The sequence below is a fragment of the Mycolicibacterium diernhoferi genome (assembly GCF_019456655.1).
GTDB classification, from domain to species: domain Bacteria; phylum Actinomycetota; class Actinomycetes; order Mycobacteriales; family Mycobacteriaceae; genus Mycobacterium; species Mycobacterium diernhoferi.
In genome coordinates this window covers 2,766,474-2,789,965 of the sequence record NZ_CP080332.1, presented here as the reverse complement: position 1 = coordinate 2,789,965, position 23,492 = coordinate 2,766,474, and the positions used below count along the sequence as shown (strand labels likewise).

The 23,492-nt window shown below is 68.3% G+C and carries 23 protein-coding genes; 4 read left to right on the top strand and 19 right to left on the bottom strand.

The features are described 5' to 3' along the window. Nucleotides 1-10 precede the first annotated feature (10 nt). The 11 genes from coaBC to pyrR all read right to left on the bottom strand — a co-directional run bounded on the left by coaBC (nt 11) and on the right by pyrR (nt 11,787). Entirely contained in the window at nt 11-1,246 is a 1,236-nt protein-coding gene (gene coaBC, locus K0O62_RS13280; RefSeq protein ID WP_073854629.1) for a bifunctional phosphopantothenoylcysteine decarboxylase/phosphopantothenate--cysteine ligase CoaBC, read from the bottom strand. 18 nt (nt 1,247-1,264) lie between these two features. Beyond that, nucleotides 1,265-1,558, bottom strand: a complete 294-nt coding sequence (gene rpoZ / locus K0O62_RS13275; protein ID WP_087022889.1) for a DNA-directed RNA polymerase subunit omega — start codon at nt 1,556-1,558, stop codon at nt 1,265-1,267. A 65-nt stretch (nt 1,559-1,623) separates the two neighbouring features. Then, nucleotides 1,624-2,202: a guanylate kinase gene (gene gmk, locus K0O62_RS13270; protein ID WP_073854625.1), complete on the bottom strand. Its 579-nt coding sequence runs from the start codon at nt 2,200-2,202 to the stop codon at nt 1,624-1,626. 11 nt (nt 2,203-2,213) lie between these two features. After that, nucleotides 2,214-2,537: an integration host factor, actinobacterial type gene (mihF, locus tag K0O62_RS13265; protein ID WP_067811067.1), complete on the bottom strand. Its 324-nt coding sequence runs from the start codon at nt 2,535-2,537 to the stop codon at nt 2,214-2,216. 594 nt (nt 2,538-3,131) lie between these two features. After that, nucleotides 3,132-3,956 carry an orotidine-5'-phosphate decarboxylase gene (gene pyrF, locus K0O62_RS13260; protein WP_073854623.1) on the bottom strand — a complete coding sequence of 275 codons (825 nt, stop codon included), beginning with the start codon at nt 3,954-3,956 and terminating at the stop codon, nt 3,132-3,134. Further along, complete coding sequence (carB, locus tag K0O62_RS13255) at nt 3,953-7,297, bottom strand: carbamoyl-phosphate synthase large subunit (protein WP_073854621.1); 3,345 nt, start codon at nt 7,295-7,297, stop codon at nt 3,953-3,955. Before carB ends, pyrF begins: the two co-directional genes overlap by 4 nt. After that, the gene (gene carA / locus K0O62_RS13250; RefSeq protein ID WP_073854619.1) at nt 7,298-8,440 is read right to left on the bottom strand and encodes a glutamine-hydrolyzing carbamoyl-phosphate synthase small subunit; all 1,143 of its coding nucleotides are present in this window, start codon (nt 8,438-8,440) and stop codon (nt 7,298-7,300) included. Continuing rightward, nucleotides 8,437-8,937 (bottom strand): PH-like domain-containing protein, encoded by a 501-nt coding sequence (locus K0O62_RS13245; RefSeq protein ID WP_073854617.1) that lies wholly within the window; start codon nt 8,935-8,937, stop codon nt 8,437-8,439. The genes carA and K0O62_RS13245 overlap by 4 nt, the downstream gene beginning before the upstream one ends. Then, a complete protein-coding gene (locus K0O62_RS13240; protein WP_073854615.1) occupies nt 8,934-10,262 on the bottom strand; it encodes a dihydroorotase in 1,329 nt (442 codons plus the stop codon). The genes K0O62_RS13245 and K0O62_RS13240 overlap by 4 nt, the downstream gene beginning before the upstream one ends. Continuing rightward, the gene (locus K0O62_RS13235) at nt 10,259-11,209 is read right to left on the bottom strand and encodes an aspartate carbamoyltransferase catalytic subunit (RefSeq protein WP_073854613.1); all 951 of its coding nucleotides are present in this window, start codon (nt 11,207-11,209) and stop codon (nt 10,259-10,261) included. The genes K0O62_RS13240 and K0O62_RS13235 overlap by 4 nt, the downstream gene beginning before the upstream one ends. Then, a complete protein-coding gene (gene pyrR / locus K0O62_RS13230) occupies nt 11,206-11,787 on the bottom strand; it encodes a bifunctional pyr operon transcriptional regulator/uracil phosphoribosyltransferase PyrR (RefSeq protein ID WP_073854611.1) in 582 nt (193 codons plus the stop codon). Before pyrR ends, K0O62_RS13235 begins: the two co-directional genes overlap by 4 nt. 164 nt (nt 11,788-11,951) lie before the next feature. Between pyrR and K0O62_RS13225 the strand changes: the two genes are divergently transcribed. Further along, nucleotides 11,952-13,154: a serine hydrolase domain-containing protein gene (locus K0O62_RS13225; protein ID WP_073854609.1), complete on the top strand. Its 1,203-nt coding sequence runs from the start codon at nt 11,952-11,954 to the stop codon at nt 13,152-13,154. Between the two features lie 25 nt (nt 13,155-13,179). Here K0O62_RS13225 and K0O62_RS13220 read toward each other — a convergent pair whose 3' ends face one another. The 5 genes from K0O62_RS13220 to K0O62_RS13200 form a co-directional block, all read right to left on the bottom strand. Continuing rightward, entirely contained in the window at nt 13,180-14,685 is a 1,506-nt protein-coding gene (locus tag K0O62_RS13220; protein WP_083603689.1) for an HNH endonuclease signature motif containing protein, read from the bottom strand. 147 nt (nt 14,686-14,832) lie between these two features. Further along, nucleotides 14,833-15,354 carry a hypothetical protein gene (locus K0O62_RS13215; RefSeq protein ID WP_073854607.1) on the bottom strand — a complete coding sequence of 174 codons (522 nt, stop codon included), beginning with the start codon at nt 15,352-15,354 and terminating at the stop codon, nt 14,833-14,835. 3 nt (nt 15,355-15,357) lie between these two features. Continuing rightward, nucleotides 15,358-15,852, bottom strand: a complete 495-nt coding sequence (gene nusB, locus K0O62_RS13210) for a transcription antitermination factor NusB (RefSeq protein ID WP_073854605.1) — start codon at nt 15,850-15,852, stop codon at nt 15,358-15,360. A 23-nt stretch (nt 15,853-15,875) separates the two neighbouring features. Beyond that, the gene (efp, locus tag K0O62_RS13205) at nt 15,876-16,439 is read right to left on the bottom strand and encodes an elongation factor P (RefSeq protein ID WP_073854603.1); all 564 of its coding nucleotides are present in this window, start codon (nt 16,437-16,439) and stop codon (nt 15,876-15,878) included. A 19-nt stretch (nt 16,440-16,458) separates the two neighbouring features. Then, nucleotides 16,459-17,553: an aminopeptidase P family protein gene (locus K0O62_RS13200; RefSeq protein WP_073854601.1), complete on the bottom strand. Its 1,095-nt coding sequence runs from the start codon at nt 17,551-17,553 to the stop codon at nt 16,459-16,461. Between the two features lie 33 nt (nt 17,554-17,586). Here K0O62_RS13200 and K0O62_RS13195 point away from each other — a divergent pair, with 33 nt between their 5' ends. Further along, a complete protein-coding gene (locus tag K0O62_RS13195; RefSeq protein ID WP_073854599.1) occupies nt 17,587-18,111 on the top strand; it encodes a B-4DMT family transporter in 525 nt (174 codons plus the stop codon). Nucleotides 18,112-18,115: 4 nt separating this feature from the next. On the opposite strand, the gene aroB is transcribed toward K0O62_RS13195, so the two are convergent. From aroB to aroC, 3 genes are read right to left on the bottom strand one after another with little or no spacing between them, the layout of a single operon-like run. After that, on the bottom strand, nt 18,116-19,195 hold the full coding sequence (gene aroB, locus K0O62_RS13190; protein ID WP_073854597.1) for a 3-dehydroquinate synthase: 1,080 nt from the start codon (nt 19,193-19,195) through the stop codon (nt 18,116-18,118). Then, the gene (locus tag K0O62_RS13185) at nt 19,188-19,823 is read right to left on the bottom strand and encodes a shikimate kinase (protein WP_073854595.1); all 636 of its coding nucleotides are present in this window, start codon (nt 19,821-19,823) and stop codon (nt 19,188-19,190) included. Before K0O62_RS13185 ends, aroB begins: the two co-directional genes overlap by 8 nt. A 3-nt stretch (nt 19,824-19,826) precedes the next feature. Next, nucleotides 19,827-21,029, bottom strand: coding sequence for a chorismate synthase (aroC, locus tag K0O62_RS13180; protein WP_073855278.1), 1,203 nt, complete (start codon nt 21,027-21,029; stop codon nt 19,827-19,829). 153 nt (nt 21,030-21,182) lie between these two features. Here aroC and K0O62_RS13175 point away from each other — a divergent pair, with 153 nt between their 5' ends. Together K0O62_RS13175 and K0O62_RS13170 are read left to right on the top strand one after the other, a co-directional pair. Further along, entirely contained in the window at nt 21,183-22,091 is a 909-nt protein-coding gene (locus K0O62_RS13175) for an SMP-30/gluconolactonase/LRE family protein (protein WP_073854593.1), read from the top strand. A gap of 35 nt (nt 22,092-22,126) precedes the next feature. Further along, the gene (locus K0O62_RS13170) at nt 22,127-23,476 is read left to right on the top strand and encodes an MFS transporter (protein WP_073854591.1); all 1,350 of its coding nucleotides are present in this window, start codon (nt 22,127-22,129) and stop codon (nt 23,474-23,476) included. The last annotated feature ends 16 nt before the right edge of the window (nt 23,477-23,492 follow it).

Genomic DNA, 23,492 nt, shown 5'->3' with positions numbered 1-23,492 from the left:
GCAATGCGGTTCACCCGTTCAGGAGCGCCCCGATCGCGTCCACGATACGGCTGGCCATCAAAGTCTTCGAGCCGTGCTCCAACGCGGTTTCGGTTCCGTCGGCGCCCAGCATCCAGCCGTCGTTGTGATCGACCTCGAAGGCCTTGCCTTCCCCGACCGCATTGACCACCAGCATTTCGCAGCCCTTGCGCTTGAGCTTGGCCCGTGCGTGGAACAGCACATCGCCGTTCTCATCGCCGGTCTCGGCGGCGAAGCCCACGATTGCGCGCATATTGGGCAGCTGGCCCTCGGCGCGGGCGCGGACAGCGTCGGCGAGCACGTCGTCATTTCGGATCAGTTCGATCGAGGAGGGCTCGGATGCGCCCTTCTTGATCTTGGCCGTGGCGACCTGCGCCGGCCGGAAGTCCGCGACGGCGGCCGCCATCACCAGGACGTTCGCTTCAGAGGCGAGCTTGGTGACCGCCTCTTTGAGCTGGGTGGCCGAACCGATGTGCACCACGTTGACCCCGGCCGGATCGATCAGGCCGGAGGTGTTCCCGGCGACCAGGGTGACCTCGGCGCCACGCTGGGCCATCACCCGGGCCACCGCGTAGCCCTGCTTGCCCGAACTCCGGTTGCCGATGAAGCGCACCGGGTCCAGCGGCTCGCGGGTACCGCCGGCGGTCACCAGCGCCTTCACCCCGGACAGGTCGTACGGGAGGGCGTCGGGACGCTCCAGCAGCAGCCCCGCCAGGGTGGTGATCTCCTCGGCCTCGGGCAGCCGGCCCGGGCCGGTGTCGGCGCCGGTGAGCCGCCCGGAGGCCGGTTCGAGCACCACCGCACCCCGAGAACGCAACATGGCGACGTTGTCCACGGTGGCCGGGTGGAACCACATCTCGGTGTGCATGGCCGGCGCGAACAGCACCGGACAGCGTGCGGTCAACAGGGTCCCGGTCAGCAGGTCATCGGCCCGACCGGCGACCGCCCGGGCCAGCAGGTCCGCCGTCGCGGGGGCGACCACCACCAGATCGGCCTGCTGGCCGATCCGGACATGCGGAACCTCGTGGACGGATTCGAAGACGCCGGTGTGCACCGGCTGACCCGACAGCGCCTCGAACGTCGCGGCACCGACGAACTTCAGCGCCGACTCGGTCGGCACCACCTTGACCTCGTGGCCCGCTTCCGTGAGCTGCCGGACAACGGTGCACGCCTTATAGGCGGCGATCCCGCCTGCAACGCCGACGACGATCCGTTTACGGTCGGTCATTTCGGCAGCCCCTGGCTGTTACTCGCCCTCGGAATGCTCGAGCAGATCGGAATGGATCTCGCGCATCGCGATCGACAGCGGCTTCTCCTGCAGGCCCGGCTCGACCAGCGGGCCGACGTACTCCAGGATGCCGTCGCCGAGCTGGTTGTAGTAGTCGTTGATCTGGCGCGCACGCTTGGCGGCATAGATGACCAATGCGTACTTGCTCGACGCACGGTCGAGCAGCTCATCGATGGGCGGGTTGGTGATGCCCAGCGGCGTGTCGTAGGCGTTGGCGGCGTCGATGTTCTCGACAGGCGTGCTCACGAAGATTCTCCCGGCTGTAAAAAGTTTTCGGTGTTAAAGACGATGCATTTGGTGCGATTGAGGCAATCCGACTAGCGGGCCACCAGCAAGGATACCAATTCCGCGCAAGCCGACTCCAATTGCCTGTTGACAACCACCACATCGAAGTCGCCCTGGGCGGCCAGTTCCTCGCGTGCGGTGCTCAGCCGCCGGGCCTGGACCTCGGGACTTTCGGTCCCGCGTCCCACCAGCCGTTCCTCCAGCACCTCCCAGCTGGGCGGTGCGAGGAAGACGGTCGTGACCTCGGGCATCGCCGCCTTCACGGCGCGGGCTCCGGCCAGATCGACCTCGATCAGTACCGGGACGCCGGCGGCGGTGGCCGCACGGATCGGCGCGGCCGGGGTACCCGACCGTTGCAGACCGCCGTGGATCTCGGCCCACTCGAGGAGTTCTCCGTTGTCGATCAGACGCTGGAACTCTTCGGCCGAGACGAACGTGTAGTCCACGCCGTCGACCTCACCGGGTCGCGGCGCGCGTGTCGTGACTGACACGCTGAAATGAAGGTCGGGAATCCGGTCGCGCAGACAGCGCACCACCGTGGACTTCCCGACAGCGGAAGGGCCGGACAGGACTACGACCGCAGCCTTGTCCGGCCCACCACCAGTGTTCAATTGGGTACTGATTAGTCGCTGGTGAAGTCGAACTTCTCCAGCAGCGCCTTGCGCTGGCGATCGCCGAGGCCGCGCAGGCGGCGGGTCGGAGCGATCTCCAGTTCGGTCATGATCTCCTGAGCCTTGACCTTGCCGACCTTGGGCAGCGCCTCCAGCAGTGCGGAGACCTTCATCTTGCCCAAGACCTCATCGGTCTCAGCGTCCTTGAGAACCTGCTTGAGGTTGGTGCCGCCGCGCTTGAGCCGATCTTTGAGCTCGGCTCGCGCTCGACGTGCGGCAGCAGCCTTCTCCAACGCTGCCGCGCGCTGTTCGTCGGTCAACTGGGGAAGGGCCACGGGGTTCCTCCGTCTCTCGCCATCTGTTGTTTCATCACGGCTGGATCACGTAACCAGCCAGCGACGACGACCGTACCCACGCATCCTGACGAAAGCTAACCCCACCCCCGCGTTTCCGGGTCAAAAGACCAGCGTGTACGGCGTGAGCCCGCCGTGCCCATTTTCCGGCCGCACGGGTGTTTGCCAGCACCCGCTCTTCTGATCTCCCTGCACAGCAAGGGTTTTCAGCTGAATTGCAGATCGGCGGGAGATTGAGCGCGGCCGCCGTCAGTTCGCTGAATCGCGATTCCTGGCACTGGAATGAGAAATTTTCGCTGGTCATGGCGTGTCGGGCGTGTCGGAGATCGCCGGGACACCCGTCACGTCACCCACCGCAGTGGACGCATAGCAAACCTAAACAAACGCCCGGATACCAGGCGTATCATCTGCGGATTTTCCACCCCGGCACTCCCAGGTTCGGGCGCCGCGTGGGGCCGGGACCAGCCCGGCGAGGACACCCATCGCTTCGGCCGCCTGGCGGGGCGCCAGCGCCCTCCGCCACCCCGCTCGGCCGGGTTCCATCCACCCGCCCCCGTACAGCGGGCAGACAGCTCCTCAGGCCAGGTAGGCGACCTCGTCGCGGAGCCGTTCCGCGGCCGCCCGCAATGCGGCGACCTCGGGTCCGGCGCGCAGGATCTCCCGGGACACCGCGGGCAGGACCCGGGAGCCCAATCGGCCGAGATCCTCGGGCCGTCCACCCTGGGCCCCCACCCCGGGGGCCAGTACCGGGCCGTCCAGGGCGCCGAGGTCCGGCAGATCGGACAGCGTCGCCCCGATCACCACACCGATCGACCCGGGGCCCTGGTGGGCCCTGTTCGCCTGGTTCTCCATGCCGGCCGCGTCGACGATGCTCTGTGCGACGGTGCGCCCGTCCGCCGGTCCGCCCACGACGGCACGCTGCACGCCGGCACCCTCCGGGTTCGAGGTGGCCGCCAGCACGAAGACTCCGCGCCCGTGTGCCGCGGCGACGTCGAGCAGCGGCCGCAGCGATTCGAAACCCAGGTAGGGCGAGGCCGTGACCGCGTCGGCGGCCAACGGCGACTCCCCCGCCCAGGCCTGCGCGTAGGCCGCCATGGTGGTGCCGATGTCGCCGCGTTTGGCGTCGGCGAGCACCAGCACCCCCGCGGCCTGCAGGGCCGCCGTCGTCTGTTCCAGCACCGCGAAGCCGGCCGAGCCGTACGCCTCGAAGAACGCCACCTGGGGTTTGACGATCGCGAAATCCGCGAACGCCGCCACGCAGATCTCACTGAACCGCGCCAGGCCCGTCACGTCGACGGGCAACCCCCAGGAGGACAGCAGTTCGGGGTGCGGGTCGATGCCCGGGCACAACGGTCCCCTGGCGGCGACGGCCTCGGCCAGCCGCGCCCCGAACGAGCTCACCGGTGCTCGCCGAGCTGACTGTGCAGTTCCTGCAGCGACCGCACCCCGATGTCGCCCCGGATGCCGGCCTCGATGCCCTGCACCGCCGCCGACGCGCCCTGCACCGTGGTCACGCACGGGATGTTCATCGACACCGCCGCCGAGCGGATCTCGTAGCCGTCCACGCGCGGCCCGGAGTTGCCGTACGGGGTGTTGATCACCATGTCGACCTGGCCGGCCCGGATCGCGTCCACGGCCGACATCTCCGGCCGCCCGTCGCCAGGATCCTCGAAGTTCTTGCGCACCACCTCGCACGGAATACCGTTGCGGCGCAGCATCTCCGCCGTGCCCTCGGTGGCCAGCACGCGGAACCCGAGGTCCGCGAGCCGCTTGACGGGGAACACCAGCGAACGCTTGTCCCGGTTGGCCACCGAGACGAACACCGTGCCCGAAGCCGGCAGCGAACCGTACGCGGCGGTCTGGCTCTTGGCGAACGCGGTGCCGAAGTCGCGGTCGATGCCCATCACCTCACCGGTGGACTTCATCTCCGGCCCGAGCAGCGAATCCACCTGGGAGCCATCGGCCTTGCGGAACCGGTGGAAGGGCAGCACCGCTTCCTTCACCGCGATCGGCGCGGCCGGGGACACTGTCGCGCCGTCACCCTCGGCGGCCAGCACGCCCTCTTCACGCAGCTGGGCGATGGTGGCACCCAACATGATCCGGGAGCACGCCTTGGCCAGCGGGATGGCAGTGGCCTTGGATACGAACGGCACGGTGCGGCTCGCCCGGGGGTTGGCCTCCAGGACGTAGAGCACATCGTCCTTGAGCGCGTACTGCACGTTGAGCAGCCCGACCACCCCGATGCCGTGCGCGAGCGCCTCGGTGGCCTCGCGGACCTTCTCGATGTCGGTGCGGCCCAGGGTGACCGGCGGCAGCGCACATGCCGAGTCGCCGGAGTGGATGCCGGCCTCCTCGATGTGCTCCATCACGCCGCCGATGTAGACCTCGCTGCCGTCGCACAGCGCGTCGACGTCGATCTCGATGGCGTCCTCCAGGAACCGGTCGACCAGCACCGGATGCTCCGGGGACAGCTCGGTGGCCCGGGTGATGTAGCCCTGCAGGGTTTCCTCGTCGTAGACGATCTCCATACCGCGTCCACCGAGCACGTAGGACGGGCGCACCAGCACCGGGTAGCCGATGTCGGCGGCGATCCGGCGAGCCTGCTCGAAGCTGGTGGCGGTGCCGAACCGGGGTGCGGGCAGCCCGGCGCTCATCAGCACCTCGCCGAACAGCCCGCGGTCCTCGGCCAGGTCGATGGCCTCGGGCTTGGTGCCCACGATCGGCACACCGGCGCGCTCCAGCTTGTCGGCCAGCCCCAGCGGCGTCTGCCCGCCGAGCTGCACGATGACGCCCACCACCCCCGGTCCGCCCGCGCCGGAGGCCTGCTCGGCGTGGTAGACCTCCAGCACGTCCTCGAAGGTCAGCGGTTCGAAGTACAGCCGGTCGGCGGTGTCGTAGTCGGTCGACACCGTCTCGGGGTTGCAGTTGACCATGATCGTCTCGAACCCGGCCTGGCTCAGCGTGGTGGCGGCATGCACACAGCTGTAGTCGAATTCGATGCCCTGCCCGATCCGGTTCGGGCCGGAGCCCAGGATGAGCACCTTGGGCTTCTCGGTCTGCGGGGCGACCTCGGTCTCGGCCGCCGGGTCCAGCTCGTAGCTGCTGTAGTGGTACGGCGTGCGGGCCTCGAACTCGGCGGCGCAGGTGTCCACGGTCTTGTACACCGGGTGGATGCCGAGCCGCTCGCGCAGTACGCGCACCCCGGTCTCGCCGGCCAGTTCGGGACGCAGCGCGGCGATCTGCCCGTCGGACAGCCCACAATGCTTGGCGTGCCGCAGCAGCGTCTCGTCCAGGACCGGGGCGTCGACCAGTTCGGCGCGCAGCTCCACCAGGGTGGCGATCTGCTCGATGAACCAGGGATCCACCCCGGAGGCCTCGGCGACCTCCTCGACGCTGCCGCCCAGGCGCAGCGCCTGCTCGATGTCGTAGATGCGCCCGTCGGTGGCGGTGCGCAGATCGGTCAGCAGTTCGGAGAGGGTGGCCTCACGGTCGGGTTTGGTCCAGAAGCCGGTGCGCTTGGTCTCCAGCGAGCGCATCACCTTGCCGAGAGCCTCGATGAAGTTGCGGCCCAACGACATCGCCTCGCCCACCGACTTCATGGTCGTGGTCAGGGTCGGGTCCGCGCCGGGGAACTTCTCGAAGGCGAACCGCGGGGCCTTGACCACGACGTAGTCCAGGGTCGGCTCGAAACAGGCCGGGGTCTCCTTGGTGATGTCGTTGACGATCTCGTCCAGGGTGTAGCCGATGGCCAACTTGGCGGCGATCTTGGCGATCGGGAATCCGGTCGCCTTGGACGCCAGCGCACTGGACCGGGACACCCGCGGGTTCATCTCGATGACGATGAGACGTCCGTCTTTCGGGTTGATCGCGAACTGGATGTTGCAGCCACCGGTGTCCACGCCGACCTCGCGCAGGATGGCGATACCGAGGTCGCGCATGGTCTGGTACTCGCGATCGGTCAGCGTCATCGCCGGGGCGACGGTCACCGAGTCCCCGGTGTGCACACCCATCGGGTCGAAGTTCTCGATCGAGCAGACCACCACCACGTTGTCGTGGTGGTCGCGCATCAGCTCGAGCTCGAACTCCTTCCAGCCGTAGATGGATTCCTCGATGAGCACGTTCGCCGTCGGCGATGCGGACAGCCCGTCACCGGCCATCCGCTCGACGTCCTCGGCCGAGTAGGCCATGCCCGAGCCCAGCCCGCCCATCGTGAACGACGGCCGGACGACGACCGGAAGACCGAGCTCGGCGACGGTGTCGCGGACCTCGTCCATGGTGTAACAGACCCGGGATTTCGCCGACTCGCCACCGACCTTGGCGACGATGTCCTTGAACTTCTGCCGGTCCTCACCGCGCTGGATGGCATCGAAGTCGGCGCCGATCATCTCCACGCCGTAGCGCTCCAGGATGCCGGCGTCGTGCAGCGCGACCGCGGTGTTGAGGGCGGTCTGCCCGCCCAGGGTGGCCAGCACGGCGTCGATCTTGTTCCCGCGCTCGGCCTGCTGGGCGAAGATCTTCTCGACGAAACCCGCGGTGATGGGCTCCACGTAGGTGTGGTCGGCGTACTCCGGGTCGGTCATGATCGTGGCCGGGTTGGAGTTGATCAAGCTGACCTGCAGCCCCTCGGCACGCAGCACGCGGCACGCCTGGGTGCCCGAATAGTCGAACTCGCAGGCCTGGCCGATGACGATCGGGCCGGACCCGATGACCAGCACATGCTTGAGGTCAGAACGGCGTGGCATTTACTTCTCCCCTGACTTGCGTTCCGACAGAAGGTCGATGAACTGATCGAACAAGTACTCGGCGTCCCGTGGACCGGCGGCCGACTCGGGGTGGTACTGCACCGAGAAGGCCCGACCGTCGATGAGTTTGATGCCCTCCACCACGCCGTCGTTGGCGCAGGTGTGGCTGACCACCGCGCGGCCGAAGGGGGTGTCGAACTCCTCGCCGGCCTCGCCTTCCAGAGCGAAGCCGTGGTTCTGGGCGGTGACCGCGACCCGGCCGGTGGCGTGATCCATCACCGGGATGTTGATGCCCCGGTGACCGAAGGTCATCTTGTAGGTGGACCGGCCCAGCGCCCGGCCCAGGATCTGGTTGCCGAAACAGATGCCGAACAACGGGATTCCGGCGCCGAGGACCTGGCGGGTGACCTCCACGATGTGGTCGGCGGTGGCCGGGTCACCGGGACCGTTGGACAGGAACACCCCGTCCGGCTTGATCTCGATGATCTCGTCGAAGGTCGTCGCGGCCGGCAACACATGGCTGCGGATGCCCCGGCGGGCGAAGTTGCGCGGGGTGTTGGTCTTGATGCCGAGGTCGATGGCGGCGACGGTGAAACGCTGCGGCCCATCGGCTTCCACCGTGTAGCGCTCTGCGGTGGACACCTCGCCGGCCAGGTCGGCTCCGAGCATCGAGGGCTGGCTGCGCACCCGGTCGACCAGGGTGTCGACGTCGTCGAGGGCGTCACCGGAGAACACACCGGCCTTCATGGACCCGGCGGTGCGCAGATGGCGCACGACCGCGCGGGTGTCGATCCCCGCGATGCCGACGATGCCCTGGCGCACCAGTTCATCCTCGAGGGTGCCGGTCGAGCGCCAGTTCGACGCGCGCGGCGACGGGTCACGCACGACGTAGCCGGCCACCCAGATCTTGTCCGCGCGGCTCTCGCCGTCCTCACCGTTCCAGCCGGTGTTGCCGATCTGCGGCGCCGTCGCGACCACGATCTGACGGTGGTAGCTCGGGTCGGTCAGCGTCTCCTGGTAGCCGGACATCCCGGTGGAGAACACCGCCTCACCGAGTGTCTGCCCGGTCGCCCCGAAGGGCGTGCCGGTGTAGACCCGGCCGTCCTCCAGTACCAGGACTGCTTTTTCAGCGCTGCGTGTCACGCATCCTCCTTGACCCAATTCTTGACTTCGCCCCGGTCGTCGGCCCGGAAACCGGTGTCGATCTCGGTACCCGACGGCAGTCGCCACCGGACGGCGATGATGCCGTCGTGGGTGAGTGCCTTACCTGTGATGGCCCGTTCGCTGCGTATTGCCAGGATCGATTCGTCCGGAATCCAGATCGGACCGATCCCACTGCGTTGCACCATGATTCCCTCGGGATAGCGGGTGAGCACTCCCTTGGCCCGGAATCCCAGCCCGGCGGCCGCGATCCGGTCGTTCCAGTTCGGCGCCACCGTGCTGCCGACGTAGAGACCCTTGGTGGGGCCGGCCAGCACCGGCCCGACGGTGTCCGGCAGCGGCGGCAGGTTGCCGATGAGCTCGGCCTGCCGCTCGATGCGGTGGCGCCAGCCACGCACGATCTGCCGGATGAAGAAGCCGATGGCCAGCACCACCACCGTGGCCAGCACCAGCGATCCGATCAGGGTTGCGTCGTTCATGCGCGATCCGCTTCGCTACTCGTTGGGCGGTCACGCTCGCCCGATCCCCGGCGCGCGGTGATCTTGCCGCGCAGCAACGTACATGTCACCGCGGCCGGCAGCGTCATCTCTTCGAACGGTGTGTTGTCCGAGCGGCTGGCCAGTTCCGAGCCGGTGACCGTCCAGGTGGCGTCGGGATCGACGACGGTGACGTTGGCCGGTTCCCCCACCGCCAGCGGGCGGCCCTGATCGGGCAGCCCGACGATCGCGGCGGGGGCCTCACTCATCACCCGGGCGACATCACGCCAGCCCAGCAGGCCGGGCTTGACCATGGTCTCGACGACCACGGACAGCGCGGTCTCCAGGCCCAGCATGCCGGGGCGCGCGTTGGCGAATTCGCAGCACTTCTCCTGCTCGGCGTGTGGGGCGTGGTCGGTGGCCACGCAGTCGATGACCCCGTCGGCGAGCGCCTGTCGCAGGGCCGCCACATCGGAGGCCTCGCGCAGCGGCGGGTTGACCCGGTTGCGGCCGTCATAGCTGTTCAGCCGGGTGTCGTCGAGCAGCAGGTGGTGCGGGGTGACCTCGGCGGTGATCGAGATGCCCTGCGCTTTGGCCCATTTCAACAGTTCGACGGTGCCCGCGGTGGATGCGTGGCAGATGTGCACCCGGGCTCCGGCGTCGCGGGCCAGAATCGCGTCGCGCGCGACGATGGATTCCTCGGCCGAGCGCGGCCAGCCGGCCAGCCCCAGCTTGGCGGCATTGGGTCCCTCGTGCGCGACGGCGCCGACGGTGAGCCGCGGTTCCTCGGCGTGCTGGGCGATCAGCACACCCAGCCCGCTTGCGTACTCCAGTGCGCGGCGCATCACCAACGGGTCGTGCACGCAGACGCCGTCGTCGGAGAACATCCGGACCCCTCCGGCGCCGGCGGCCATCAGCCCCATCTCGGTGAGCTGCTTGCCCTCCAGGCCCACCGTGACCGCGCCGACCGGATGCACATCGACCAGGCCGACCTGCTGTCCGCGGTGCCACACGTGGTCGGTGACCACCGGGCTGTCGGCCACCGGGTCGGTGTTGGCCATCGCGAACACCGCGGTGTAGCCACCTAGAGCGGCAGCCGCCGAACCGGTTTCGATGTCCTCGGCGTATTCGCGGCCGGGCTCACGAAGATGGGTGTGCAGATCGACGAAACCGGGCAGCAGAATCTGGCCGGCGGCCTCGATCACGGTGTCGGCGTCCGAACCGATCCCCGATCCGATCTCGGCGATCTGACCGTCGGCGATGAGCACGTCGACCGGATCGCCCTCACCGTAGAGCCGCACGCCCCGGATCAACACCTGTCCGCTCATGCGGTGATCGCCTCCCGTTCCCCGGCGCCGACCAACAGGTGGAACAGCACCGCCATCCGTACATGTACTCCGTTGGAAACCTGCTGCAGCACAGCCGACTGCGACGAATCGGCGACCGCGAACCCGATTTCCATACCGCGCAGCATCGGGCCGGGGTGCAGCACCACGGCGTCCTCGGCCAGCTTGGCGCGCCGCTTCTCCGACAGTCCGTAGAGCACCGAGTACTCGCGCTCGGAGGGGAAGAATCCGCCGTTCATCCGCTCGGCCTGCACCCGCAGCATCAGGACCGCATCGGCGGCGGGCAGTTCGGCGTCCAGATCGTGCGACACGGTGACCGGCCACCCGGCCACGCCGACCGGCAGCAGGGTCGGCGGGGCGACCAGCACCACCTCCGCGCCGAGGGTTGCCAGCAGTTCGACGTTGGAGCGCGCGACCCGGCTGTGCAGCACGTCGCCGACGATGACGACCCGGCGGCCCTCGATGGAGCCGAGCCGCTGGCGCAGGGTGAGCGCGTCGAGCAGCGCCTGGGTGGGGTGTTCGTGGGTACCGTCACCGGCATTGATCACGCTGGGCCCGCCCAATTCGTCATGTGTCCACGCGGCAAGCTGCTGTGCCGCACCGGAAGCCGGGTGCCGGATGATCAGCGCGTCGGCGCCGGCGGCCCGCAGTGTGAGGGCGGTGTCGCGCAGCGATTCCCCCTTGGCCACCGAGGACCCGGAGGCGCTGACGTTGATGACGTCGGCGCTCATCCACTTCCCGGCCACCTCGAACGACACCCGGGTGCGGGTGGAGTTCTCGTAGAACATGGTGATGATGGTGCGCCCGCGCAGGGTGGGCAGCTTCTTGACCTCGCGGCCCAGCAGTGCCTCCCGGAAGCGGTCTGCGTCATCGAGAATCGCGACGGCCTGGTCGCGCGACAGGTCGCCCGCCGCCAACAGATGCTTCACCTACTCGGTCCTCCATACGGTGCGATCCGCACGCTGTCCTCCCCATCGGGTTCCTGCAGTCGCACCTTGACGTTCTCGCTGCGCGAGGTGGGCACGTTCTTGCCGACATAGTCCGCACGGATCGGTAGCTCCCGGTGACCGCGGTCGACGAGCACCGCCAACTGCACGATCCGGGGCCGGCCGATGTCGCGCAGGGCGTCCAGCGCCGAGCGCACCGACCGCCCGGAGTAGAGCACGTCGTCGACGAGGATGACCAGGGCGCCGTCGATGCCGCCGGCCGGGATCGACGTCGACTCCAGCGGGCGCGGCGGTTTGATGTTCAGGTCGTCGCGGTAGAGGGTGATGTCGAGGCCGCCGTGCGGCAGATCCACCCCGGCGAACTCACCGACCTTCTCGGCCAGCCGGGCCGCCAGCGTCACGCCGCGGGTCGGGATGCCCAGCAGCACCACCCGCGGGGCATTCGGCGCGTCGAGCGCGGTCTTTTCGATGATCTGGTGCGCGATGCGCGAGATGGTCCGGCTCACATCGGCGGCGGACATCAATTCCCGGTCGGGACCGGCAGGATCTGCGGCAGCCACGAGTAAACCAGGACCTCCTTCTCCGCCTCTCTGGACGGATCGTTAAAGGACGTCGAACTGCAGGCCAGCTTATCAGGCCGGTGTCATCGCTCCGGCCCGTGACGGTGTGCCCTTCGTCTCGGGCGGAGCGCCCGAACTCCCGCGCGCCCGATAACGTCTGCCGGGTGAACCTCGACAACAACGCCGCCTCCATCACCGAGGCCATCGACTCCGGCCTGCTGGCCGGCGCGGTCACCCTGGTGTGGCACGCCGGCCAGGTGGTGCAGGTCAACGAGCTCGGCCATCGTGACGTCGCGGCCGGTCTGCCGATGCAGCGCGACACGGTGTTCCGGATCGCCTCGATGAGCAAGCCGGTCACGGTGGCCGCGGCGATGACGCTGATGGACGAGGGCCGGTTCACCCTCGACGACCCGGTGGCCCGCTGGGTGCCCGAGATCGCCGGGCTGCGGGTGCTGACCCGGCCGACCGGTGAACTCGATGTCACCGAGCCGCTGCGCCGGCCCATCACCTTCGACGATCTGATGACCCACCGTGCGGGGCTGGCCTATCCGTTCTCCATCACCGGGCCACTGGCCAAGGCCTACGCCCGGTTGTCACACCGGCAGAACGAGGAGCGCTGGCTGGCCGAGCTGGCCGAACTGCCGCTGGTACATCAGCCCGGGGCCCGCATCACCTACAGCCACGGCACCGACGTGCTGGGCATCGCCATCGCCCGGATGGCCGGCCAACCGCTGCACGAGCTGCTCGCCGAGCGGATCTTCGAGCCGCTGGGCATGTCGGACACCGGTTTCGCGCTCAGCCTGACCCAGCGCCGCCGGATGGCCACCATGTACGGCCTGACCACAGACGGGTCCCTGCGGGACGATGTCATGGGTCCCCCGCCGCTGACTCCCCCGGAGTTCTGCTCCGGCGGCAGCGGCCTGATGTCCACCGCCGACGACTACCTGAAGTTCGCCCGAATGCTGCTGGGCGGCGGCACCGTCGACGGTGTCCGGGTGCTCTCCGAGGAGTCGACCCAGTTGATGCGCACCGACCGGTTGCACCCCGACCAGAAGGAACACAACTTCCTCGGGGTGCCGTTCTGGATCGGGCGCGGATTCGGGCTGAGCATGTCGGTGGTGACCGACCCGGCCCAGTCCGAGCGGTTCTTCGGCCCCGGCGGGATCGGGACCTTCGGCTGGCCCGGCGCCTACGGCACCTGGTGGCAGGCCGACCCGGCCAATGACGTCATCGTGATGTACCTGATCCAGAACTTTCCCGATCTGACCGCCGATATCGCACAGGTCGCGGGCAACACCTCGATGGCCAAACTCCGGATGGCACAACCGAAATTCGTCCGCCGCACCTACCAGGGGCTGGGGCTCTAGGCCGGTTCCAGCGCGTCGGGGCCAATCAACAGTTCGCCCCGCCCGCGCCTTCCTCCGGTGGGAGGAGTTCTTCGGGGTGGAAGTGGTGGTTGAGGGTGTCACCGCCGGTGTCCATCAGTGGGGGTGGGTGCCAGTGGACCCGCCCGGTGTCGTGGTCGATGCTGGTGGTCCAGCCCATTTCGGCGAGCCGGTTGTCGGGGCCGCAGCCCAGGGCGAGGGTGGGGGCGTCGGTGAGTCCGCCGTTGTTCCAGCTGGGTTCGGCGTGATGGGCCTGGCACTGACACGCGGCCTTGGTGCAGCCGGGCCGGGTGCAGCCCCGGTCGCGGTTGTAGAGCAGTAGGCGTTGGGCCTTGCTGGCCAGGCGTTTGGTGCGCCCGAGATAGAGCGGTTCGGCGGTGTGTTTTCGGTACACCACCAGGTAGTGATACGCCTGTTCGGCCAGGCGGATCAGATCCGGCATGGGCATCAGCGTGCCGGTCCCGGTGACCGCGATCCCGGCCCCGGCCTCCAACTCCGCCAACGTCGTGGACACCACCATGGTGACCGGGATCCCGTTGTGCTGGCCGAGGCTCTTGGCCATCAGGGCATCACGCAGGATCGCCTTGAAGGCATCGTGCAAACGTTGAGCCCGGGTGCGGGTGTCACCGGCGGCCAGATCGGCCAGGGCCCCGAAGTTGGCGGGGTGGTTGGGGTCGGGATCTTCTGCTGTGTCGGCGTCGGCGAAGGGCTCTGCACCCGCCGGATCGCACGCCGGCCCGGGTTCGTCTTCGAGCGGGCTCGGGTCCGGATTGAGCTTGGGCTCAGCGTCATCGGGGTTGTTGACCCCGGGCCGGCCCCACACCTCCTGCACGGTGCCCAGATACGCGGCCAGCTCCGCATCCACCCAGCCGGTGATGCGCACCAGCCCGTCGGCATCCTGCGCACCCAGGGTGATGCCCCGCTTATGCCGCGCGACATCGGGGCCATCGCCGTCCTGGTTGAGTTTGTAGAGCACCCGTTCGGCGGCCTTTTCCAGGGTTTCCGGGGTCGTGGTCTTGGCCGCGGCGACCAGCGACACCTCCAAGTCCGCCAACTCGGTACCTGTCATCCGGCCCGAGGCGGATGTCATTGTCGCCCGGACCACTTTGATGTGTGCCGCACAGATCGATCCTTCGGCCAACGCGGCGGCACAGGCCGCCAGCACCGGCTCCAATACCTCCCCGCCGATGGCGTGCCGGGGGCCCAGGAGTTCAGCGCCCGACACCCGGCGGGCGGCCTCGGCACGGCTGATCCGCATCCGAGTGGCCAGCACATCGACCCAGGACTTCCCACCGATCTCGTGCGCGCCGGCCCGGTCCATCAGCGCGGCCTGGATGCGGTGCCCGATCATCTCGTCCGCGCGCGCCCGCAGTTCGCGCTCGGATTGGATGGCCAATAACTCCGCGGTGTCGAACACCGTGAAGTCGGCATCCAGCAAGGCTTTGGTGGACGCGGCGTGATCGGAGAGTGCATCCTGCACCGTCTCCCGACTGGCCACCGCGTCCGACTTCATGATTCGAACATACGTGCGACCACCGACAAATCATGACAGGATGTGACAGCAGGGACGAAAGAGGCCAAAGAAATTTCTGAGGCTGGATTGTCGCTCGAATGTCGCTGCGAGGTGGGCACTTTCATACCCGTCCCGGAGACCGCGTCACTACATCGAGCGCGACAACACCCGGCCGAACTGCAGCAGCCGTTCCATCTGTGCCAGGCCGCCGTTGTCGACGGTCTTGGTGTACCGGAACGACTCGCAGTACAGGTCGCTGTCGGTGGCCGAGGTCCGCCGGACGCGGGTCACCAACTGGGTATACATCCGCAGCCGGACCTCGGACAGCCGACGGGTGCCGTCACCGAGAACCTCGTACTGGGTGCTCAGGATGTGGTCGCTGATCGTCGACAACAGAATGGTGCGCACCGACGAGTTCAATTGCCTTCGGTCGTCGACGAACTCGTCGTCGGCACGCCACATGATCAGCCGCAGCCCGTCGGTGGCCACCACTTCCTGCCACAGCGCGGTGCCCTCGCGCTCCTCGGTCTCGCCGCGCGACATGATGAACGCGGCGATGCCGGGGAACTCGATGACCGACCTGAGTTGTTCCAGGGCCAGTTCGGGGTCGCGCAGATAAACCGAGGCCGCATCCTGCACGCTCGTATAGGGCGCCCAGTCGTGCGGCATCGTCTACTCTCCGCTGTCCGGGGATCCGCCGTCGGCGGGACGCAGCGCCGCGGCCGCAGCGCGGATCTGCGGGGTCACCAGCATGACCTGCCCCAGCACACCGTTGACGAACGCCGGTGACTCATCGGTGGACAATTCCTTGGCCAGCTCGACGGCCTCGTCCACCGCGACCGGCTCCGGCACATCCTCGGCGTGCAGCAGTTCCCACACCGCGACCCGCAGGATCGCCCGGTCCACCGCGGGCAGCCGCTCCAGCGTCCAGCCCTGCAGATGCGAGGAGATCAGGTCGTCGACGTGCGCGGCCTGTTCGGTGACCCCGTGCGTCACCGTGAGGGTGTACGGGTTCAACGGGTTGATATCGGCCTGGGTGTGCGACAGCTTGTTTCGTCCGTCCGCCGCCTCGGCGGCGGTGATCCCGCGCGCCTCGGCTTCGAACAGCAGGTCGACGGCCCGCTTGCGGGCCTGATGCCGGCCGCGGTCGCCGCGACGATCAGACATTCCCGTCGCTCCGCTCGCCCGTCCTAGCCATTCACCCGTCCGAGGTAGTTACCGTCGCGCGAGTCGACCTTCAGCTTGTCGCCGGTGTTGATGAACAGCGGCACCTGGATCTCGGCGCCGGTCTCCAACGTCGCAGGCTTGGTGCCGGCGTTGGAGCGGTCGCCCTGCAGGCCCGGCTCGGTGTGGGCGACGACGAGTTCCACGGTGACGGGCAGCTCGAGATACAGCGGCACGCCGTCGTGGAAGGCGATCTGGACGGGCATGTTCTCCAGAAGGAAGCCGGCCAGCCGGCCCACCAGCGCCTCGGGCAGCGGATTCTGTTCGAAGTCTTCGGAGTCCATGAAGACGAAGTCGCTGCCGTCGCGGTACAGGTAGGTGGCGTCGCGGCGGTCGACGGTGGCGGTCTCCACCTTCACACCGGCGTTGTAGGTCTTGTCGACAACCTTGCCGGACACCACGTTCTTCAGCTTGGTGCGTACGAAGGCCGGGCCCTTGCCGGGCTTGACGTGCTGGAACTCGATGATCTGCCACAACTGGCCATCGATCTGAAGAACGAGCCCATTCTTGAAGTCGGCGGTTGATGCCACGGTTAGTACAGCTCCTCGGTCAGGTGATCACAGCCAGTTCCTTGGGGAACCGGGTGAGTAACTCGGGTATGGGTGCGTTCTCGCTGCCGACAACCAGGGTGTCCTCGATCCGGACACCACCCCTACCGGGCAGATACACGCCGGGCTCCACGGTGACCGCAGCGCCAGCAAGCAGTGTACCGGCGGCTGAAGCACTGATTCCCGGCGCTTCGTGGATCTGCAGTCCGACCCCGTGCCCCAGCCCGTGCCCGAAGTTCTCGGCGAAACCGGCGTCGGCGATCACCTGCCGTGACGCGGCGTCGACCTCCTTGAGTGCGACGCCCGGGGCGAGTGCTTCCCGACCGGCCCGCTGCGCGTCCGCCACCAGCTGATACACGTCCAGCTGCCATTGCGCGGCCTGGCCCAGTACGAAGGTGCGGGTCATATCGGAGTGGTAGCCGGCGACCAGCGCCCCGAAGTCGATCTTCACGAAGTCACCGTCGGTCAGGACCGCATCGGTGGGCCGATGGTGCGGGATCGCCGAATTGGCGCCGGTGGCCACGATCGTCTCGAAGGACACCCCGTCGGCGCCGTGGTCGAGCATCAGTGATTCCAGGTCGCGGCGGACCTCTTTCTCGGTGCGGCCGGGCCGCAGCCCGCCGCGGTCCAGCAGGTCGCGCAGGGCCGCATCGGCGGCCTCGCACGCCAGCCGCAGGATCGCGATCTCCCCCGCGTCCTTGACCTCGCGCAGCCGTTCCACCATGCCGGCGGCGCGCACCAGTTCCACACCCTCGGCCGTCCGCTGCAGCGCGGTGAAGCCGTCCACGGTGACGACGTGGCTCTCGAAGCCGAGCTTTCGCACTCCGCACCCCGCCGCCAGGCCGGCCAGGTGCGGCGCGCACGCCCGCTCGATGGCGAGTTCGGCGTCCGGCGCCTGCGCCGCCGCCTGTGTTACATATCGCCCGTCGGTTGCCAACACCGGCGTGTCGTCGTCGACCCGCACCAGTAGAGCCGCATTCGACCCGGTGAATCCGGACAGATATCGGACGTTGACCAGGTCCGTTACCAACATCGCGTCCAATTCGGCGGCGGCCAGCCGACGCCGCAGCCGGGCCCGGCGTTGAGAAATCGTCACAGCCGCTGACGCTACTCGCTACGCTGTCCCCTCATGAGCAAGTGGTTGCTGCGCGGACTCGTGTTCGCGGCGGTCGTGGTCGTCCTCCGGTTGATCCAGGGGGCGCTGGTGGATGCCTTCCCGACACAGGCCGGATGGATCAGCCCCGTGCTGGGTCTCTTCCTGGCGATCCCGGCAATCCTGTGGGCCTATTTCGACGGCCGCGCCGACGCCCGCGCACAATCCGATCCGGACCGCCGCCAGGACCTGGCGATGGTCTGGCTGGTGGCCGGCCTGATCGCCGGTCTGCTCGGCGACCTGGTGTGCTGGTTCATCGGGCTGTTCTACCCGGTGCTCTACACCGGCAACCTGATCAGCGAGCTCACGTCGTTCGCGGCATTCACCGCGCTGCTGGTCTTCGTGACCGGCGTGGTGGCGGTGACCATCGGCCGCTGGGCGGTGGACCGCAAGGCCCCGCCGTTCGTCCGTCGCCGCGAGGGCGATGAGGAGCGGGCCGACACCGACGTCTTCGCCGCGGTGCAGCCGGGCGCAGACGAAACTGCCGAAACGTCCAAGTAGCTCGCTAGCGCGAACCCACCACCGAGTAGGCCGCGGCCAGCAGCGTCGGGTCCGGCCCCTCCAGACGTCCCGGCTTGGCCAGGCCGTCGAGCACCACGAAGCGCAGCACGCCGGACCGGTTCTTCTTGTCCCCGGCCATGTATTCGAGCAGCTGCGGCAGCGCATCGGCGTCATAGCTCACCGGTAGGCCCAGCGCGGTCAACACCCGCGCATGCCGGTCGGCGGTGTCGTCATCGAGACGGCCGGCCAGACGGCCGAGTTCGGCCGCGAACACCAGGCCCACCGAGACGGCGGCGCCGTGGCGCCACTTGTAGCGTTCCCGGCGCTCGATGGCATGGGCCAGGGTGTGACCGTAGTTGAGGATCTCGCGCAGCGCCGACTCCCTCTCGTCGGCGGCCACCACTTCGGCCTTCACCACGATGGCGCGGCGGATCAGTTCGGGCAGCACGGTGCCCGAAGGGTCCAGCGCGGCTTGCGGATCGGCCTCGATGAGGTCGAGGATCACCGGGTCGGCGATGAACCCGGCCTTCACGATCTCGGCCATCCCGGCGATGATCTCGTTGCGCGGCAACGACTGCAGGGTGGCCAGATCGACCAGCACCGCCAGCGGCTGATGGAAGGCGCCGACGAGGTTCTTGCCCGCATCGGTGTTGATCCCGGTCTTGCCGCCGACGGCGGCGTCGACCATGCCCAGCAGGGTGGTCGGCACGTGCACGACGTCGACGCCACGCAGCCAGGTGGCGGCGGCGAAGCCGGCGACATCGGTGGCCGCCCCGCCGCCGAGGCTGACGATGGCATCCTTGCGGCCGATTCCGATGCGGCCCAACACTTCCCAGATGAACCCGACGACCGGCAGTTCCTTGCCCGCCTCGGCGTCCGGGATCTCGACGCGGTGCGCGTCGATGCCCAGACCGGCCAGGTGTTCCCGGATGGCTTCGGCGGTCTGGGCCAGGGTCGGCTGATGCAGCACCGCGACCTTGTGCCGCCCGGTCAGGGTGCGGCCCAGATCCTCGAGCAGACCGGTGCCGATGATCACCGGGTACGGGCGATCCACCAGAACGTCGACAGTTACGGGTTCACTCATTTCGTGCCTCTGCTCGTCGGGCCAGCGCCGCCGGAGTCGGCGGGGCCTCGCTGGTGGGTGCGGGGTTCAGGACGGTCGGGCCGCGACGCCAGGCCGCCCGGCGGCGTCGCCGCGGTCGGGCCGGGCCGCATCCGGACAGCCGGGTGACGATATGGCGCACCACCGCACCGGGATTGCGCCGGTTGGTGTTCACCCGCATGGTGGCCACCTCGCGGAACAGCGGTACCCGCTGCTCCATCAGTGCCCGGTACTTGGCGCCCGGATCGTCACCTGCGAGCAACGGTCGCGCGCTACCTGTGGTTCGCCGAACACCTTCTGCGGCACTGATTTCCAGATAGATGACGGTGTGCCCCTTGAGCGCCTCACGCACCTCGGGAGTGGTGACCGCGCCGCCACCGAGGGACACCACACCCTCGTGCTCGTTCAGCGCAGCGCGCACCACCTCGGCTTCGATCCGGCGGAATTCGGGCTCCCCGTCGGTGAAGATGTCCTCGATGGAGCGACCGGTCGTCTCGACGATCTTGAGGTCGGTGTCCAGCAGCGGCACCCCCAGCGCCTTGGCCAGGCGGCGGCCGATGGTCGACTTGCCGGAACCCGGCATGCCGACCAGAACTGCTTTGGGTGCCATCGGCTATCCCGATGCCTGAGCGGGTTCTCGATCCGCCACCGCGCGCAGGTAATTCTCGACGTTCGCCTTGGTCTCGGCCAGCGAGTCACCGCCGAACTTCTTCAGCGTGGCCCGGGCCAGCACCAAGGCCACCATGTTCTCGACCACGACACCGGCGGCCGGCACCGCGCACACGTCCGAGCGCTGGTGGATGGCGACGGCCTCGTCGCCGGTGGCCATGTCGACGGTGGCCAGCGCGCGCGGCACGGTGGAGATCGGCTTCATCGCGGCCCGCACCCGCAATGGTTGCCCGTTGGTCATGCCACCCTCCAGACCGCCGGCCCGGTTGGTGGAGCGCACCACACCGTCGGGCCCGGGGTACATCTCGTCGTGCGCGACGCTGCCGCGCCGGCGCGCGGTCTCGAACCCGTCGCCGATCTCGACGCCCTTGATGGCCTGGATGCCCATCACCGCGGCCGCCAGCTGGCTGTCGAGCCGGTCGTCACCGCTGATGAACGAGCCGAGTCCGATGGGCAACCCGCTGACGACGACCTCGACGACACCGCCGAGGGTGTCACCGTCCTTCTTGGCGGCCTCGATCTCGTCGATCATCAGCTGAGCGGTCTCGTCGTCGAACGCGCGGACCGGGCTCTCGTCGATCTTCGCCAGGTCCCGCGGCAACGGCGACGGACCCTCGTAGGGCTTCGAGGCTCCGATCGAGATGACATGTGAGATCACCTCGACGCCGAGCGCCTGCTTGAGGAAGGCCCGGGCGATGGTGCCGGCCGCGGTGCGCGCGGCCGTCTCGCGGGCGCTGGCGCGTTCCAGCACCGGGCGAGCGTCGTCGAACCCGTACTTGAGCATCCCGGCGTAGTCGGCGTGCCCGGGACGCGGCCGGGTCAGCGGGGCGTTGCGGGCGGCGTCCGCGTCGAGCTGTTCGGGCGCGACCGGGTCGGCGGACATCACCGATTCCCACTTGGGCCATTCGGTGTTGCCGATCTCGACGGCGATCGGGCCGCCCAGGGTGAGGCCGTGGCGCACCCCGCCCAGGATGGTGACCTGGTCCTTCTCGAACTTCATCCGGGCACCGCGGCCGTAGCCGAGCCGGCGGCGCTGCAACTGGGCCCCGATGTCGTCGGACGTGACCGACACACCCGCGACCATGCCTTCGAGCATCGCCACCAGGGCGCGGCCGTGGGATTCACCTGCAGTAGTCCATCGCAACACGGACGCCATTCTCCCATGTCCGGTTTGACCTGAGGAAATCCGTGCGGGTGTCGGCAATTCACATGACCCAGGTCACAACTTAACGTTGCTGAACGTCCTGGCGGGCTCCTAGCGTTCCGAGACGACGCGCAAGGACATAGAGAATGGAGTCCCATGGCGGACAGCACCCGAGACAACCGGCAGCACAGCATCGAGGTGGTGGTCGATCTCAAGACCACCCTCGGCGAGGGCCCGCTGTGGGATGTCGCCCAGCAGGCGTTGTATTGGATCGACAGCGCCGACGGCCGGATCTTCCGGTCGACCGCGCACGGTGAGCAGATCCGTGCGTGGGAGGTCGGCCAGAAGATCGGTTCGATGGCGCTGACCCAGGACGGCGCCGGGGCGATCGTGGCCCTGCAGGACGGGTTGTGGCGCCTGGATTTCGGCACCGGCGAGCTCACGCTGGCCGTCGAGATCGAAGCCGACCTGCCGCACAACCGTCTCAACGACGGAACGGTCGACCGGGCGGGCCGTTTCGTCTTCGGTTCGATGGACACCATGGAGGAGTCGGCCAGCGGAAAGCTCTACAGCTACTCGCCCGACGGCACGCTGAGCGTCCTCGACGAAGGCATCACGGTGTCCAACGGGCCATGCTTCAGCCCGGACGGGTCCACCCTGTACTTCGCCGATACCTGGACCGGTGAGATCTGGGCCTACGACTACGACGTGCACACCGGTGCGGTGTCCAACCGGCGGACCTTCGCCACCGTCGACACCAGCGGCGGCGGGGCGGCCGACGGCGCCACCGTGGACGCGGACGGTTACCTGTGGCAGGCATTGGTCTACGGCGGCAAGATCATTCGCTACGCACCGGACGGCTCGGTGGATCGGGTCATCGACTTCCCGGTCCGCAAACCCACCAGCGTGATGTTCGGCGGCCCGGACCTCGACACGCTCTATGTCACGTCGATGGCCAAGCCGCCGCTGCCCCGCTTCCCCGGCGACGGCCAGCTGCGCGGCTCGCTCTTCGCCGTTCGCGGCCTCGGCGTCCGCGGCATCCCCGAACTCCGCTTCGGCGCATAACCCTCGACCACTCCACCTACAAGGACGACGACACCATGGCTTCATCCCGGGTGAAATCCCGGCGCGGATCGCTGCGCAAAACCCACAAGTACTCCTGGATCTCGCTCGGCGTGTGCTGGCTGATCTGGGTGCTCAACGCCTATGACCGCGAGATCATCCTGCGGCTCGGGCCGACCATCTCCGAGACCTTCGACCTGAGTGCGGACGCCTGGGGCGCCATCGTCTCGCTGATCATGATCTCTCTTGCCGTGCTGGCGATCCCGGGATCCAGCATGAGCGACCGCTACGGCGGCGGGTGGAAGCGCGCGCGGTTCCAGGTGCCGCTCGTCATCGGCTACACCGCACTGTCCTTCATCTCCGGTTTCAAGGCCGTCAGCTCCAACCTGGTCGCCTTCGTCGCGCTGCGCATCGGCGTGAACCTGGGCGCCGGCTGGGGTGAACCGGTGGGCGTCAGCAACACCGCCGAATGGTGGCCCAAGGAACGGCGCGGCTTCGCCCTCGGCGCCCACCACACCGGCTACCCGATCGGCTCGTTGCTCAGTGGCCTGATCGCCGCCGGAGTGATCGCCGCCTTCGGGCCGGCGAACTGGTCCTACGCGCTGTTCCTCGGCCTGATCGTCGCCGTGCCGCTGATGCTGTTCTGGGGCAAGTACTCCACCGCGCAGAAGATCGACGAACTCTACGACGACATCGCCGCCCAGGGGCTCACCCCGCCGGACCGCGACGATCCGTTGCTGCGCGCCGGTGGCGGCCGTGGCCTCGTGCTGGCCTGCCTGCGCAACCGCACCATCTCGATGACCGCGCTGACCACGTTGCTCACCCAGATCGTCTACATGGGCATCAACATGGTGCTGCCGGCCTACCTGTACAACGTGGTCGGATTGTCGCTGGCCGAATCCGCCGGTCTCAGCGTGGTATTCGCGTTGACCGGCGTACTCGGCCAGATCCTGTGGCCCAGCCTGTCCGATGTCATCGGCCGGAAGAAGACCATCGTGATCTGCGGCATCTGGATGGCCTTCAGTGTGGCGGCCTTCTATGTGGCGACGTCCTCGCTGCTGGTGGTCATCGTGCAGCTGGTGTTCGGTGTGGTCGCGAATGCGGTCTGGCCGATCTACTACGCGGCCGCCTCCGACGCCGCCCCCGAGGGTGCGATCTCCACCGCCAACGGCATCATCACCACCGCGATGTTCATCGGCGGCGGCATCGCCCCGCTGTTCATGGGCCGGCTCATCTCGATGAGTGGCGGGTGGACCGAAGCGGGCGGCTACATCGTCTGTTTCTTCGCGATGGCGGCCTGTGCGCTGCTCGGTGTGCTCCTGCAGTTCTTCACCCTGCCGGAGACACCGGCGACCGCCGAACCCGAGGTGGTGCCGACCGGCCGCTGACCACCCCCGCGACCAG